Annotated in this window: 14 protein-coding genes; 10 read left to right on the top strand and 4 right to left on the bottom strand. The window is 73.6% G+C overall.

Features of this window, described 5'->3' with window-relative positions; genetic code table 11:
* Together LV78_RS09905 and LV78_RS09910 are read left to right on the top strand one after the other, a co-directional pair.
* The gene (locus tag LV78_RS09905; RefSeq protein WP_253844558.1) at nt 1–657 is read left to right on the top strand and encodes a response regulator; all 657 of its coding nucleotides are present in this window, start codon (nt 1–3) and stop codon (nt 655–657) included.
* A 79-nt stretch (nt 658–736) separates the two neighbouring features.
* Entirely contained in the window at nt 737–1453 is a 717-nt protein-coding gene (locus LV78_RS09910) for a hypothetical protein (RefSeq protein WP_253844559.1), read from the top strand.
* Between the two features lie 197 nt (nt 1454–1650).
* Here the strand turns inward: LV78_RS09910 and LV78_RS09915 are convergent, their stop codons facing one another.
* Nucleotides 1651–1917 carry a GlsB/YeaQ/YmgE family stress response membrane protein gene (locus tag LV78_RS09915; protein ID WP_015804585.1) on the bottom strand — a complete coding sequence of 89 codons (267 nt, stop codon included), beginning with the start codon at nt 1915–1917 and terminating at the stop codon, nt 1651–1653.
* A 158-nt stretch (nt 1918–2075) separates the two neighbouring features.
* Here LV78_RS09915 and dxr point away from each other — a divergent pair, with 158 nt between their 5' ends.
* The 6 genes from dxr to map all read left to right on the top strand — a co-directional run bounded on the left by dxr (nt 2076) and on the right by map (nt 9348).
* Nucleotides 2076–3296, top strand: a complete 1221-nt coding sequence (gene dxr, locus LV78_RS09920) for a 1-deoxy-D-xylulose-5-phosphate reductoisomerase (protein ID WP_253844560.1) — start codon at nt 2076–2078, stop codon at nt 3294–3296.
* A gap of 2 nt (nt 3297–3298) precedes the next feature.
* A complete protein-coding gene (locus tag LV78_RS09925) occupies nt 3299–4510 on the top strand; it encodes a M50 family metallopeptidase (protein ID WP_253844561.1) in 1212 nt (403 codons plus the stop codon).
* Nucleotides 4511–4561: 51 nt separating this feature from the next.
* A complete protein-coding gene (gene ispG, locus LV78_RS09930) occupies nt 4562–5695 on the top strand; it encodes a flavodoxin-dependent (E)-4-hydroxy-3-methylbut-2-enyl-diphosphate synthase (RefSeq protein WP_372494858.1) in 1134 nt (377 codons plus the stop codon).
* A gap of 50 nt (nt 5696–5745) precedes the next feature.
* Entirely contained in the window at nt 5746–6600 is an 855-nt protein-coding gene (locus tag LV78_RS09935) for a GNAT family N-acetyltransferase (RefSeq protein WP_253844563.1), read from the top strand.
* Nucleotides 6601–6620: 20 nt separating this feature from the next.
* Nucleotides 6621–8417 (top strand): penicillin-binding transpeptidase domain-containing protein, encoded by a 1797-nt coding sequence (locus LV78_RS09940; RefSeq protein WP_308208694.1) that lies wholly within the window; start codon nt 6621–6623, stop codon nt 8415–8417.
* A gap of 73 nt (nt 8418–8490) precedes the next feature.
* Entirely contained in the window at nt 8491–9348 is an 858-nt protein-coding gene (map, locus tag LV78_RS09945) for a type I methionyl aminopeptidase (RefSeq protein WP_253844565.1), read from the top strand.
* 42 nt (nt 9349–9390) lie between these two features.
* Here map and LV78_RS09950 read toward each other — a convergent pair whose 3' ends face one another.
* Entirely contained in the window at nt 9391–10098 is a 708-nt protein-coding gene (locus LV78_RS09950) for a hypothetical protein (protein ID WP_253844566.1), read from the bottom strand.
* 10 nt (nt 10099–10108) lie between these two features.
* On the opposite strand from LV78_RS09950, the gene LV78_RS09955 reads away from it, so the two are divergent.
* Nucleotides 10109–11674: a cobyric acid synthase gene (locus tag LV78_RS09955; RefSeq protein ID WP_253844925.1), complete on the top strand. Its 1566-nt coding sequence runs from the start codon at nt 10109–10111 to the stop codon at nt 11672–11674.
* Nucleotides 11675–11681: 7 nt separating this feature from the next.
* On the opposite strand, the gene LV78_RS09960 is transcribed toward LV78_RS09955, so the two are convergent.
* Entirely contained in the window at nt 11682–12575 is an 894-nt protein-coding gene (locus LV78_RS09960) for an EamA family transporter (RefSeq protein WP_253844567.1), read from the bottom strand.
* Between the two features lie 74 nt (nt 12576–12649).
* Here LV78_RS09960 and LV78_RS09965 point away from each other — a divergent pair, with 74 nt between their 5' ends.
* Nucleotides 12650–13564, top strand: a complete 915-nt coding sequence (locus tag LV78_RS09965; protein ID WP_253844568.1) for a LysR family transcriptional regulator — start codon at nt 12650–12652, stop codon at nt 13562–13564.
* A 74-nt stretch (nt 13565–13638) separates the two neighbouring features.
* Here LV78_RS09965 and LV78_RS09970 read toward each other — a convergent pair whose 3' ends face one another.
* Nucleotides 13639–14310: a FadR/GntR family transcriptional regulator gene (locus LV78_RS09970; RefSeq protein WP_253844569.1), complete on the bottom strand. Its 672-nt coding sequence runs from the start codon at nt 14308–14310 to the stop codon at nt 13639–13641.
* Nucleotides 14311–14353: the final 43 nt, after the last annotated feature.

Below are 14353 nucleotides of genomic sequence, written 5' to 3' on the forward strand. Positions count from 1 at the left end.
TTGATCCGGGTACTGATCGCCGACGACGAACCGCTGATGCGCGCGGGCATCAAGGCCATCCTCGGCACGGCCGAGGACATCGAGCTGGTGGACGAGGTGGGCGACGGGCGCGAGGCGGTCCGGGTGGCCACCGAGCGCCGCGTCGACGTGGCCGTGCTGGACATCCGGATGCCCCGGCTGGACGGGCTGGCGGCGGCGCGGGAGCTGAAGTCCGTCGCGCCGTCCACGCGGGTGGTGGTGCTGACCACGTTCGGCGAGGACGACAACATCGTGCGGGCGCTGTCCGAGGGGGCGGCGGGGTTCCTGCTCAAGGACTCGGCGCCGGAGGAGCTGCTGCGCGCGGTCCGGGCGGTGCACGCGGGGGAGGCGTACCTGTCGCCGATGGTGACCAGCCGGGTGGTCGGCATGGTCGCCCAGGTGGGGCAACCGCGCAGGCAGGAGGCCGTGCGCCAGGTCCAGCGGCTGACCGACCGCGAGGTGGAGGTGCTGGAGCTGCTGGGGCTCGGGATGTCGAACGCGGACGTGGGGCAGCGGCTGCACATGAGCGAGGCGACGGTGAAGACGTACGTGAGCAGGCTGCTGGCCAAGCTCGGGCTGACGAACCGGGTGCAGGCGGCGCTGCTGGCCAGGGACGCGGGGTTGTCGGCCGAGGGGTGAGGCTGAGGGGGTGAGGCTGAGTTGGTGGGGCCCTGCCCGGCTCGCGGTGACCCGCGACACGTGGGGGACACTCCTGCGGGTGAAAAGGATCGCGCGCTCGACCTCCGCCGCGCTGGCGCTCCTGCTGGCCGCCGCCTGCACCGGTGACACCACCCCGCCGGGGGACGCGCCGGGCAACCCCGCGCCCGGCCTCCCCGACGCCGTCGTCGGGTACGACCAGCTCGTCAGGGGCAGCCGGGCCATGCCGTTCAGCGGGGACTGCTCGCAGCTCACCGGCATCGTCGCCGACCTGGGCATGGCGGTGGCCGAGCCGATCGGCGAGCCGCTCTCGGACGAGACCACCGGCTGCGCGCTGTACGCCTCCGAGCCCGCCGCCGGATCGGACGACAACCCGGCGGACCGGCCCGAGTCGTTCCGGGTGGAGCCGCTGGCGCCCGAGGACGGGCAGGCCGACGCCTTCAGCGCCTACTGGGGCGGTGAGGGGGGCGCGCAGGGGTACCACCGGCGGTTCGTGCTCGGGGGGCGGTACCACGCCGTCGAGAGCATCGGGTTCAGCCTGGCAGGCCCGTTCTGCCTGCTCACCGTGGACGTCGCCGCGCCCGAGGCGCTGCAGTTCGCGCTGGAGCGGCCGGGGGCCGAAAAGGAGTACGGGCGGCTGCGCGCCCCGGCCGGGCAGGAGGTGCCGCGCGAGGCGGTCGACCGGTTCGTGGTCGACACCTGCCCGACCGCCGCCGAGCACGCCGTCGCGGCGCTCGCCGCCATTGACCCGAACGGTGGCTCCCGCGCTACCGGGTGACCCTCGGCCGGTGAGAAGGGGGTCGGCCCGTGTTCGGCAAATGATTCCACCCGGTTCGGCGGAACGGGTGAGTTCCGCCACCTCGCGCGCGGGGTGCCGAAGTTGGCGAACCCCTGAGAAAAGGGCCGGAAACGCCACGCGCCCCCGACGACGCGAGGTCGTCGGGGGCGCGGGATCGGCGCGCGCGGAGCCGGGCCCTAGGCCCTCGCGCGACGGCCGGTCACCAGGCGGTAGATCCCCAGCAGGACCACGGAGCCGAGGATGGCCAGCAGCCAGGTGCTGAGGTCGAAGAAGTTCCCGAGCCCGGTTCCGAACACGGCGCTGCCGATGAAGCCACCGAGGATCGCGCCAACGATGCCGATCAGGATCGTGACGATGATGCCACCAGGGTCGCGACCCGGCATGACCGCCTTGGCGATGGCCCCAGCGATCAGGCCAAGGACGATCCAACCCAAGATGCCCACGATTGCTCTCCTCTGCCTGTGTGACCCGACGCTTCCGTCCCGTCAGGTGCTCGGTGCAGGAGTGCCCTCGGACGGGTGACATCATTCGTCTGTTACCATTCTGTTATTAAGGTACCGCTGTTCGGTCTCCGCGCCCTGCTCCGGAACAATGGGTTTCGATGAGCACACCACGCAAGGTCCTGGTACTCGGGTCCACGGGGTCGATCGGCACCCAGGCGCTCGACGTGATCTCCACCAGGCGCGACCAGTTCGCCGTCGCGGGTCTGTCCGCGGGCGGCGCGGACCTCGCGGCGCTGGCCGCGCAGGCCCTGGACTTCGGCGTCGAGGCAGTCGCCGTGGCCCGCCCCGACTCGGCCGAGGACTTCGCCCTCGCCTACGACGCCGAGGTCGCCCGCCGCGGCCTCGCGCCCGCCGACCACCGCAGGCCCCGCCTGCTGACCGGCCCGGACGCCGCGAGCGACCTCGTCGACGCCGCGCCCGCCGACGTGGTGCTCAACGGCATCACCGGCTCGATCGGCCTCGAACCCACCCTCCGCGCGCTCGCGTCCGGGGCCACCCTCGCGCTCGCGAACAAGGAGTCGCTGATCGCGGGCGGCCCGCTGGTGCTCTCCGCCGCGAAGCCCGGCCAGCTCGTCCCGGTCGACTCCGAGCACTCCGCGCTCGCCCAGTGCCTGCGCGGCGGTCGCGCCGACGAGGTCGACCGGCTCGTGCTCACCGCGTCCGGCGGGCCGTTCCGGGGGCGCAAGCGCGCCGACCTGGCGGACGTCACCGTCCAGCAGGCCATGGCCCACCCGACCTGGTCGATGGGCAACGTGATCACCATCAACTCGGCCACCCTGGTCAACAAGGGCCTGGAGCTGATCGAGGCGCACCTGCTGTTCGGCGTGCCCTACGACCGGATCGACGTCGTCGTGCACCCCCAGTCGGTGATCCACTCCATGGTCACCTTCACCGACGGCTCCACCCTCGCCCAGGCCAGCCCGCCCGACATGCGGCTGCCCATCGCGCTCGGCCTGTCCTGGCCCGACCGCGTCCCCGGCGCCGCCGCCGCGTGTACTTTCAAAGAGCCGACCGCGTGGACGTTCGAGCCGCTGGACGACGACACGTTCCCGGCGGTCCGGCTCGCCAGGCGCGCGGGCACGGCGGGCGGTTGCCTGCCCGCCGTCTACAACGCGGCCAACGAGGAGGCGCTCGCCGCCTTCTTCGTCGGCGCGACGTCGTTCCTCTCCGTGGTCGACACCGTGGAGCGGGTGCTGGACGAGGCGGACGGCTGGGCACACGACCCCGCCGACGTCGCCGAGGTCCTCGAAGCCGAGCGCTGGGCTCGGACGAGGGCGCGGGAACTGGTGGCCACTTCGGTGGGGTCTGGGAGGGACTGACCGTGGCGTTCGTGTTGGGTGTGGTGCTGTTCGCGCTGCTCATCGGCATTTCGATCGCGCTGCACGAGCTGGGACACCTGGCAACGGCCAAGGCCTTCGGCATGAAGGTGACCCGGTACTACATCGGCTTCGGCCCGCGCATCTGGTCGACGCGCAGGGGTGAGACCGAGTACGGCCTCAAGGCCATCCCGGCCGGTGGCTTCTGCGAGATCGTCGGCATGACCGCGCTCGACGAGCTGCCGCCCGAGGACGAGAAGCGCGCCTTCTACCGGCAGAAGACCTGGAAGCGCGTCGTCGTGCTCTCCGCCGGGTCCATCACGCACTTCATCGTCGGCTTCGTCGTGCTGTACGCGATGGCCGCCACGATCGGCCTGCCGGACATCCGGGACGAGGCCGTGGTGTCGAAGGTCTCGCAGTGCGTGCCCGCCACCGCCGCCGAGGCCAAGAAGGAGAACCCGGCCTGCGCGCCGAGCGACCCGACGCCGGGCGTCAGCGCGGGCGTGCAGCAGGGCGACCGGATCGTCGCGGTCGGCGGCGACCGCCTGGCGACCTGGACCGAGGTCCAGAAGCGCATCCAGAAGAGCAGCGGCCCCACCGAGGTCGTCGTCCTGCGCGGTGACGACGAGGTCAAGCTGACCATCGACATCCCGCAGGTCGAGCGCGAGCTGCGCCGCGCCGACGGCTCCACCCACGTCGACACCGTGGGCGTCATCGGCGTCGCCAAGTCCAGGCTGTACGAGTACAACGCGCTCACCGCCGTCGGCGGCGCGACGAAGTACACCGGCGACATGTTCGCCAACACCTGGCGCGGCCTGATGAAGTTCCCCGAGAAGATCCCCATGGTCATCAAGGCCATCGGCGGCGGCGAGCGCGACCCGGAGGCCCCGGTCAGCGTGGTCGGCGCGTCCATCCTCGGCGGCGACGCGGTCAGCGCCGGCCTGTGGCACTTCTTCTGGCTCATGCTGGCCGGCCTGAACTTCTTCATCGGTGTGTTCAACCTCCTGCCGCTGCTCCCGCTGGACGGCGGCCACATCGCCGTCAACCTGTACGAGCGGGTGCGGGACTGGGTCCGCAAGCTGCGCGGCAAGCCCGCAGGCCCCCCGGTGAACTACCTGCGGCTGCTGCCGCTGACCTACTTCGCCATCTTCGTCGGCGGCGCGATCACGCTGCTGACGATCACCGCGGACATCGTCAACCCCATCCGGCTCCCCTGATGTGCCTCCCCGAAAGGTGCTTGTCCCATGACTGACGGCGTCATGCTCGGTATGCCTGCGCTGCCGCCTCCCGTCCTGTCCGAGCGGCGCAAGACCCGCCAGCTCAAGGTCGGGTCGGTCGGCGTCGGCAGCGAGTCCCCGGTGTCGGTGCAGTCCATGACCACGACGGTCACCGCCGACATCAACGGCACCCTCCAGCAGATCGCGGAGCTGACCGCGTCCGGCTGCGACATCGTCCGGGTCGCCTGCCCCTCGCAGGACGACGCCGACGCGCTCGCGGCCATCGCGAAGAAGTCCCAGATCCCGGTGATCGCGGACATCCACTTCCAGCCGAAGTACGTGTTCGCCGCCATCGAGGCGGGCTGCGCGGCGGTCCGGGTCAACCCCGGCAACATCAAGAAGTTCGACGACAAGGTCAAGGAGATCGCCGCGGCGGCCCGCGACCACAACACCCCCATCCGGATCGGCGTCAACGCGGGCTCGCTCGACCCGCGCCTGATGGCCAAGCACGGCAAGGCCACCCCCGAGGCCCTCGCCGAGTCCGCGCTGTGGGAGGCCTCGCTCTTCGCCGAGCACGACTTCCACGACCTGAAGATCTCCGTCAAGCACAACGACCCCGTGGTCATGGTGCGCGCCTACGAGATCCTCGCCGAGCAGTGCGACTACCCGCTGCACCTGGGCGTCACCGAGGCCGGTCCCGCCTTCCAGGGCACGATCAAGTCCGCCGTGGCCTTCGGCGCGCTGCTGCGCCAGGGCATCGGCGACACGATCCGGGTCTCCCTGTCCGCCCCGCCGGTGGAGGAGGTCAAGGTCGGCAACCAGATCCTCCAGTCGCTGAACCTGCGCCCCCGCAAGCTGGAGATCGTCTCCTGCCCGTCCTGCGGTCGGGCCCAGGTGGACGTCTACACCCTCGCCGAGCAGGTCACCGCCGGTCTGGAGGGCATGGAGGTGCCGCTGCGCGTCGCCGTCATGGGCTGCGTCGTCAACGGCCCCGGCGAGGCCCGCGAGGCCGACCTCGGCGTGGCCTCCGGCAACGGCAAGGGCCAGATCTTCGTCAAGGGCAAGGTCATCAAGACCGTGCCCGAGCACCTGATCGTGGAGACCCTCATCGAAGAGGCGATGCGCATCGCCGAGGAGGTCGGCGAGACCGAGGGCTCGGGCGAGCCCGTCGTCACGGTCGGCTGAGCGGGTGGCGGGCACCCCGCTCCGGCTCGTTGTCTGGCAGGCTTGGCCGTGTGCTGAGGCTTGCCGGAGCGAGGGTGCTCGACGACCGGGAGCTCACCGGGGTGCTGGCGGCGCTCGCCGCCGACCCGGTGGCGTCCTGCATGGTCGCCGCGCGGGTGGAGTCCGTGGGGCTCGACCCGTGGCGGCTGGGCGGTGAGGTCTGGTCGTTCGACCACCGGGCGCTGCGCGGCGGTCGCGTGGACGCCCTGTGCTTCGCGGGTCCGAACCTGATCCCGCTGTCCGGGGGCCAGGCCGCGCTGCGCGGCTTCGCCGACCGGGCCAGGCGGCGGGGGCGCACGTGCTCCTCGCTGGTCGGGCCCGCCGAGCAGGTCATCGGCCTGTGGGAGGAGCTGGAGCGCGACTGGGGCCCGGCCCGCGAGGTGCGCGCCGACCAGCCGCTGCTCGCCATGGGCGGCGCGCCGTCGGTGCGCCCGGACCCGCTGGTGCGACCGGTGCGGCCCGCCGAGCTGGAGCGCTACCTGCCCGCCGCGATCGCCATGTTCGTGGAGGAGGTCGGCGTCGACCCGTGCGCCGAGGACGGCGGCGCGGGCTACCGGGCGCGGGTGGCCGAGCTGATCGCGTCCGGGCGGGCGTTCGCCCGGTTCGAGAACGGCGAGGTCGTGTTCAAGGCCGAGATCGGGGCGATGTCCCGGCAGGTCGGCCAGATCCAGGGCGTGTGGGTGCGGCCGGACCGGCGCGGGCACGGCGTCGGCGCGGCGGGCACGGCGGCCGTGGCCGACCGGCTCGTCCGGGGCCTCGGGCGCACCGCGAGCCTGTACGTCAACGGCTACAACAGCCCCGCCCGCGCCGCGTACCGCAAGATCGGTTTCACGCAGGTGGGCCAGTACGCGACCGTGCTCTTCTGATCCGGGGGCATACTGCGGTGGTGCTGCTGCCCAAGCTGGCCGGTCCGGTGTGCGTCCTGCTGCTGCTCTCCGGGTGCGGGCTCTTCACGTCCAAGCCGGGGCCGGGCGACGCGCTCGGCGACTTCCTGTCCAAGGTGGCCTCCGGCGACACCGAGGGCGCCTCGAAGCTCACCGACGACCCGGCGTCCGCCAAGGACCTGCTGGACAAGGTGCGCGGCGCGCTCGGGGCCACCGGGCTGACCACGTCCGTGGACGAGGTCGGCGACCAGAGCGGCAGCACCGCGCCCGCCGCCGCCACCCTGGAGTGGCAGCTGCCCAACGAGCACCGGTGGAAGTACCGGACCTCGGTCGAGCTGCGCCGCGAGGCCGACGACTGGAAGGTGCACTGGGCGCCCTCGGTCGTGCACCCGAAGCTCGGCGCGCAGCAGTCGCTCGGGTTCACCGAGGTGAAGCCCGCGCTCGCCCCCGTGCTCGACCGGGACGGCACCCCGCTGATGTCACCCGAAACGGTGGTCTCGGTGCTGCTGAGCCCGAAGGAGGCCGGGGACGTGAACGCGGTCGCGAACTCGCTGGCCGCCGCGCTGTCCCGGTTCGACGACAAGATCACCGCGAAGACCGTCGCCGACGGCGCCGCCGCCGTCCCGGAGGGCCAGTCGTACCTCGTGGCCGCGCTGCGCGACGCCGACTACCAGTCGGTCAAGCCCGCCATCTACGAGCTGCCCGGCGTCCGCTTCACCAGCCAGGTGAGCCTGCTCGCCCCGTCCCGCGCCTACGGCTCGCAGGTGCTGCCCGCGATCCGCAAGTCCGTCGAGGACACCATCGCGGGCGAGGCCGGGTTCCGGGTCTACACCGCCAACTCCTCCGGGCAGGAGGTCGAGACGCTCTTCGACCAGCAGCCCGAGCCCGCGCACGCCGTGCCCACCACGCTCAGCCGCCGGACGCAGGACGCCGCCGAGGACGCGCTGGAGCCGATCGCGCAGCCCGCGATGCTGGTGGCGCTGCGGGTCGGCACCGGCGAGGTGCTGGCCGTGGCGCAGAACGGCCCCGCCGACGAGCAGGGCGCGATCGCGCTCACCGGCCAGTTCCCGCCCGGCTCCACCTTCAAGATCGTCACGGCGGCGGCGGCCATGGCGGCGGGCAAGGCGAACGCGGACACCCCGCTGCCCTGCCCCGGCAAGACCACCATCGACGGCCGCCGGATCGTGCCCAACGACAAGGAGTTCGACAAGGGCACGATCCCGCTGCGGTCCGCGTTCGCGTTCTCCTGCAACACCACCTTCGCCCAGCTCGCCGCCGAGCTGCCCGCCGCCGCGCTCACCGAGCAGGCCGCGTCGTTCGGCCTCGGCGTGGACTTCGACATCCCGGCGATCACCACCATCACCGGCTCGGCGCCCGAGGCGTCCGACGTGGTGGAGCGGGCCGAGGACGGGTTCGGGCAGGGCAAGGTGGTGGCGAGCCCGTTCGGCATGGCCCTGGTCGCCGCGACCGCCGCGGGCGGCACGGTGCCCACCCCGACGCTGATGCGCGAGCAGGCCACCAAGGCCGACCGGCAGCCGCCCGCGCCGTCCGCCGCCGTGCTGGAGCCGCTGCGGGCGATGATGCGCGAGGTGGTCGAGTCCGGCACCGCGACCCAGCTGCGCGGCCTCGGCGACGTGCGCGGCAAGACCGGCACCGCCCAGTACGGCGACGGGGTCAACTCGCACGGCTGGTTCGTCGGCTACCGGGGCGACGTCGCGTTCGCGACCCTGCTGCTGGGCGCCAACGCCTCCACGCCCGCCGTGGACGCCACCGGGCGGTTCCTGAAGGCCATCGGGTGACGGTCCCGGTCCGGGGGCCGGGCCGCCGGACCACGCCCGCCGCCGTTCCGGGCGGCGTCGTAGTGTGGTGCGCATGTCCGTGCGCGCCGTCCTGAAGCCTGGGACGCAGTCCCCCAGGCGCCCCGTCCCCGAGCACATCGAGCGGCCGGAGTACGTCGACCGCCCAGCCCCGCAGCGCAACACCGACCCGTGGGCGCAGACGCCCGAGGTGATCGAGGCCATGCGCGTCGCGGGCAGGCTCGCCGCCCAGGCGCTGCAGGAGGCGGGCAAGGCCGTCGTGCCCGGCGTCACCACCGACCGGCTCGACGCGATCGCCCACGAGTTCCTGTGCGACCACGGCGCCTACCCGTCCACGCTCGGCTACCGGGGCTTCCCCAAGTCCTGCTGCACCTCGCTCAACGAGGTCATCTGCCACGGCATCCCCGACTCGACCGTGGTCGAGGACGGCGACATCGTCAACATCGACGTCACCGCGTTCATCGGGGGAGTGCACGGCGACACCAACGCCACCTTCATCGCGGGCGAGGCGGCCGAGGAGGTGCGGCTGCTGGTCGAGCGCACCCACGAGGCCACGATGCGCGCGATCAAGGCGGTCAAGCCGGGCCGCCAGCTCAACGTGATCGGCCGGGTCATCGAGGCCTACGCCAACCGCTTCGGCTACGGCGTGGTGCGCGACTTCACCGGCCACGGCATCGGCCGCACGTTCCACAACGGCCTGATCGTGCTGCACTACGACGCGCCGCACGTGCCCACGGTGATCGAGACCGGCATGACCTTCACGATCGAGCCGATGATCACCCTCGGCGGCGCCGACGGCGAGATGTGGGACGACGGCTGGACCGTCACCACCAAGGACAAGAGCTGGACCGCGCAGTTCGAGCACACCCTCGTCGTCACCGACGAGGGCGCGGAGATCCTCACCACCTGCTGACCGCGCCCCGGTCGGGCCGCCGGGCGCGGCCCGACCGGGCGGTCAGCGGCCCAACCGGTCCAGCAGGTCCGCCAGCGCCAGCGCCACCGGCTCCGGGTCGGTGGCGGCGGCCAGGTGGTGCAGGTCCAGCTCGCGCACCGGCCAGCCCAGCGCGGCGGCCTGGGCGCACGCCTCGTCGTAGGCGGGGCTCAGCCGCAGCAGCGCCTGCGGGCCGGTCCACTCGATCGTCGGGTGCGGCTCCTTGAGGAACGCCAGCGGCACCTCCGGGGCCTCGGCGGTGATCTCGGCCAGCAGGTCCGGGTCCGACACCAGGCCCGCGATCTCGTCGGGCCCGAACCAGCGGTCCCAGCGCTGGAGCAGCCCGGCGCGCGAGGCCGCCTTCAGCGCCGAGAACAGCTCGGCGGGCGCGGTGTCGCGCCAGCTGCGGCCGGGGGTGGGCAGGTCGGAGTCGAGGTAGACCAGACCGGTGACGGGGGCTTCCTCCAGCGCTTCGGCGAACGCGGGGAGCAGCGGGCCCGCGCCGCTGTGACCGACCAGGACCAGGTCCCCGGTCACCCCGGAGTCCTCGACGGCGTCGGTGAGCACGCCGATGATCCGCTGGTGCACGGGCGCGGCGTTGACCGTCACCCGCACGTCCAGCGGCAGCACCGGCCTGCCGAGCGCGGCGAGCGCGTCGGCGAGCGGGGCGAGGCTGGCGGGTCCCAGGAACGGGCTGTGCAGCAGGACCGCGGTGGCGGGCGTGTCGACCATGACCAGGATGATGGCAGCCCTCGGGCGCCGGTGGAGGGGTGCGGCTGTGACTGGTGCGGTGCTGGTGGCCGGGACCACGTCGGACGCGGGCAAGAGCGTCCTCGTGGCAGGCCTGTGCCGGTGGTTGGCGCGGGAGGGCGTGCGGGTCGCGCCGTTCAAGGCGCAGAACATGTCGAACAACTCCGCGGTCACCCCGGACGGCGGCGAGATCGGCCGCGCGCAGGCGGTGCAGGCCGCCGCGTGCGGGCTGGAGCCGAGCGTGCGGTTCAACCCGGTGCTGCTCAAGCCCGGCGGTGACCGCAGCTCGCAGGTGGTGGTGCTGGGGAAGGTCGCGGGCGAGGTGTCCGCCATGTCCTACCGGGCGCGCAAGGCCGAGCTGATGACCGTCGTGCTCGACACCCTGGCCGGGCTGCGCTCGGACTACGAGGCGGTGGTGTGCGAGGGGGCCGGGTCACCGGCGGAGATCAACCTGCGGGCCACCGACATCGCGAACATGGGGCTGGCGCGCGCCGCCGGGCTGCCCGTGCTGGTGGTCGGCGACATCGACCGGGGCGGGGTGCTGGCGCACCTGTTCGGCACGCTCGCGCTGCTCGACCCGGCAGACCAGGCGCTCGTGGCCGGGTTCGTGGTCAACAAGTTCCGGGGCGACCCGGCGCTGCTCGAACCGGGGCTGCGGCAGCTGCGCGAGCTGACCGGGCGACCGGTGCACGGGGTGCTGCCGTGGCGCGAGGAGCTGTGGCTGGACGCCGAGGACTCGCTGTCCTACGCGGCCGACGGGGTGATCGGCAGGCCGCAGGCCCCGGTGGGGCGGCAGTGGCTGCGGGTGGCCGTGGTGCGGCTGCCCCGGATCTCCAACGCCACCGACGTGGAGGCGCTGGCCTGCGAGCCGGGCGTGTCCGTGCGGTTCGTGACCGAGCCGTCCCGGCTGGCCGACGCGGACCTGGTGGTGCTGCCCGGTTCCAAGGCGACCGTGTCCGACCTGGCGTGGCTGCGCCGCACCGGGCTGGCCGACGCGATCGCCGCGCACGACGGGCCGGTGCTGGGGGTGTGCGGCGGGTACCAGATGCTGGCGCGCTCGATCGACGACCCGGTGGAGTCCGGCGCGGGCGCGGTGCCGGGGCTCGGGCTGCTGGACGTGGACGTGGTGTTCGAGCCGGAGAAGGCGCTGCACCGGCCGTCCGGGGTCGCGCTGGGGCAGCCGGTGACCGGGTACGAGATCCACCACGGCCGGGTGGCGCGCCGCGCCGACGACCTGCCGGGGCTGGTGGAGCTGCCCGGCGGCGAGGTGGAGGGCGCGGCGCGCGGGCGGGTGCTGGGCACGCACTGGCACGGGCTGCTGGAGAACAACGGGTTCCGGCGCGCGTTCCTGCGGCACGTGGCCGGGCTGTCCGGGCGGGACGGGTTCGAGGTCGCCCCGGACGTGGACTTCGCGGCGCGGCGCGAGGCGCAGCTGGACCTGCTCGGGGACCTGGTGGTGGACCACCTGGACACGGGCGCGGTGCGGGCGCTGCTGGAGCGCGGCGCACCGGGCGGGCTGCGCGTCGTGCCGCCCGCGGGGGCGCCCGCGATCGGGTGAGCGGGGGCTACACCGGCACGGCCTCCGCGACCGGTTCGGCGCGGCGGCGCGAGCGGGTCACCGTGGCCGCCGCCATGCCCGCCACCACCAGCGCCGCCGCGCCGAGCCGGACCGGGGTGACCTCCTCGTCCAGCAGCAGCCAGCCGGACAGCATCCCGGCCACCGGCACCAGCAGCGCGAACGGCACCACGCGCGGCGCCGGGTAGGTGCGCAGCAGGAAGCCCCACAGGGCGAAGCCGAGCAGCGTCGACACCCAGGCCACGAACAGCAGCGACCCGGCGCCCGCCCAGTCCATCCCGCGCAGCGCCGCCAGGTCCGCCTCCGGGCCCTCCACCAGCAGCGACAGCGCCAGCAGCGGCAGCACGGCCACGGCGCTCACCCACACGATGAACCGCAGCGAGTCCGGCGGCTGGGCCTTGCGGGTCAGCACGTTCGCCACGCCCCACGAGACCGCGCCGCCCACGACCAGCAGCAGCGCCGACACCGGGCTCGACACCCGGTAGTCCAGCGCGATCACCACGAACCCGGTCGTGGCCACCGCCATGCCCAGCACCTGCGCGGGGCGCGGGCGCTCGCGCAGCACCACCGCCGACAGCACCAGCGTGAACACCACCTGGCTCTGGAGCACCAGCGACGACAGGCCTGCGGGCATCCCGGCGTGCATCCCGGTGAACAGCAGGCCGAACTTCACCACGCCCAGCGACAGCCCCACGCCGAACACCCACCGCCACGCCACGCGCGGCCCGCCCAGGAAGAGCACGGCGGGCACGGCGGCGAGCAGGAACCGGAGCGCGGAGAACAGCAGCGGCGGGAACTCGGCGAGGCCGACCTTGATCACGACGAAGTTGACGCCCCAGACCACGGCGACGAGCACCGCGACGGCGGAGTGAGCTGGTTTCACGACCGCCAGTCTCAGCCCGCCCGATCGTTTAGCACCAGAGCTAAGTTCTGAAACGCAGGGTTTAGCATTGCTGAATGCTCGACCTGGGACGCCTGCGGGCGCTGCACGCGGTGGCGCGGCACGGTTCGGTCGGGGCCGCCGCCTCGGCGCTGGGGTACACGCCGTCGGCGGTGTCCCAGCAGATCACCAAGCTGGAGCGGGAGACCCGCGCGGTGCTGCTGGAGCGGCGCGGGCGCGGGGTCGTGCTCACCGACGCCGCGCTGCTGCTCGCCGACACCGCCGAGCGGGTGCTGGCCCTGGTCGAGGGCGCCGAGGTGGCGCTCGAGCGGCAGCGCGGGCAGGTCGTGGGGGAGCTGCGGATCGGCGCGTTCGCCACCGCCGCGCGCGGGCTGCTGCCACCCGCGCTCGCGGACCTGGCGGTGCGGCACCCCGAGCTGGACGCGCGGCTGGTCGAGCTGGACCCGCCGGAGGCGATCGGCGCGGTGGCGCGCGGTGAGCTGGACCTGGCCGTGGCCCACGACTGGGTGAACGCGCCGCTGCCCGTGCCCGAGTCGCTGACGCGGGCGCGGCTGGGCGAGGACTACGCGGACGTGCTGCTGCCGCCGGGGCACCGGCTGGCCGGGCGGGAGGCGGTCGGGGTGGCGGACCTGGCGGGGGAGCGGTGGATCTGCCAGCCCGAGGGGTCGATCTGCCACGACTGGCTGGTCAACGCGTTCCGGGCGGAGGGCGTCGAGCCGCTGCTGGCGCACAGGGTCGGCGAGTACGAGACCCAGCTGGCGCTGCTGGAGCGCGGGGTGGGGGTGGCGCTGCTGCCCAGGCTGGGCAGGGGCGCGCTGCCGGAGGGCGTGCGCGCGGTCCCGTTCGAGCCCCGGCCCACCCGGCGGGTGTTCGCGGTGTGGCGCGCGCAGGCGGCCCGGCGGCCCGCGATCGGGGCCGTGGCGCGGGTGCTGCGGGAGTCCTGGGCGGCGTGGCTGCCCGAGCGGGGGTGAGCGGGCTCGGGTCACGGTGATCTGCGCGCCGCGCCTGTCGCCCGGTCGCGCGATCCCCCGTTCGAGGACTTGATCTACTCCCCGTGCCGCTCCAGCAGCTCCTCCAGGAACCCGCCCGCCTCCAGCGCCGCCCGCGCCGGGTCGGCGTCGCGGATCGCCTGGAGCAGGCCCTCGTGGGACAGGTCGTCGTCGTCCGGCGCGGTGCGCACGGTCGCGTCGATGCTGGCCCGCACCGCCTCGGTCAGGCCCAGGTACAGCTCGGCCAGCAGGGTGTTGTGCGAGCACTGGAGCAGCAGCTCGTGGAACTGCGCGTCCCGCTCGACCAGCCGCTCCCAGTCCTTCGCGACCAGCGCGGCGTCCCGCTCGGCGAGCGCGACCTCCAGCCTGGCCAGCTCCTCCTCGGTGCGCTGGGTCGCGGCCAGCCGCGCCCCCTCGACCTCCAGGGTCCGCCGCACCTGGAGCACGTCGCGCAGCTCGCTGCCGCACAGCCTGCGCACCGCCCCGGACAGCTCGCTCGTGGCGCGCACGAACGTCCCGTCGCCCTGGCGGACCTCCAGCAACCCGGCGTGGGCCAGCGCCCGCACCGCCTCGCGCACGGTGTTGCGCCCCACGCCCAGCGCCGTCACCAGCTCCGGCTCCGGGGGGATGCGCCGGCCGACCGGCCATTCACCGCTGGCGATCGCCCCCCTCATCTGGTCGATCACCTGGTCGACGAGGCCCGCTCGTCGAGTAGTGGCCAACGGCACAGCGGCGTCCTTTCATCCAAACATCCTATGTCTGCGATAGTAA

Source organism: Actinosynnema pretiosum, from assembly GCF_024171695.1.
Taxonomy (GTDB): Bacteria; Actinomycetota; Actinomycetes; order Mycobacteriales; family Pseudonocardiaceae; genus Actinosynnema; species Actinosynnema pretiosum.

What these genes read in the sequence shown, in the direction of transcription:
- dxr (WP_253844560.1), top strand. Translation starts at nt 2,076, where the DNA reads ATGAGCACACCACGCAAGGTCCTGGTACTCGGGTCCACGGGGTCGATC.
- ispG (WP_372494858.1), top strand. Translation starts at nt 4,562, where the DNA reads ATGCCTGCGCTGCCGCCTCCCGTCCTGTCCGAGCGGCGCAAGACCCGC.
- map (WP_253844565.1), top strand. Translation starts at nt 8,491, where the DNA reads ATGTCCGTGCGCGCCGTCCTGAAGCCTGGGACGCAGTCCCCCAGGCGC.
- LV78_RS09950 (WP_253844566.1), bottom strand. Translation starts at nt 10,098, where the DNA reads ATGGTCGACACGCCCGCCACCGCGGTCCTGCTGCACAGCCCGTTCCTG.
- LV78_RS09955 (WP_253844925.1), top strand. Translation starts at nt 10,109, where the DNA reads ATGGCAGCCCTCGGGCGCCGGTGGAGGGGTGCGGCTGTGACTGGTGCG.
- LV78_RS09965 (WP_253844568.1), top strand. Translation starts at nt 12,650, where the DNA reads ATGCTCGACCTGGGACGCCTGCGGGCGCTGCACGCGGTGGCGCGGCAC.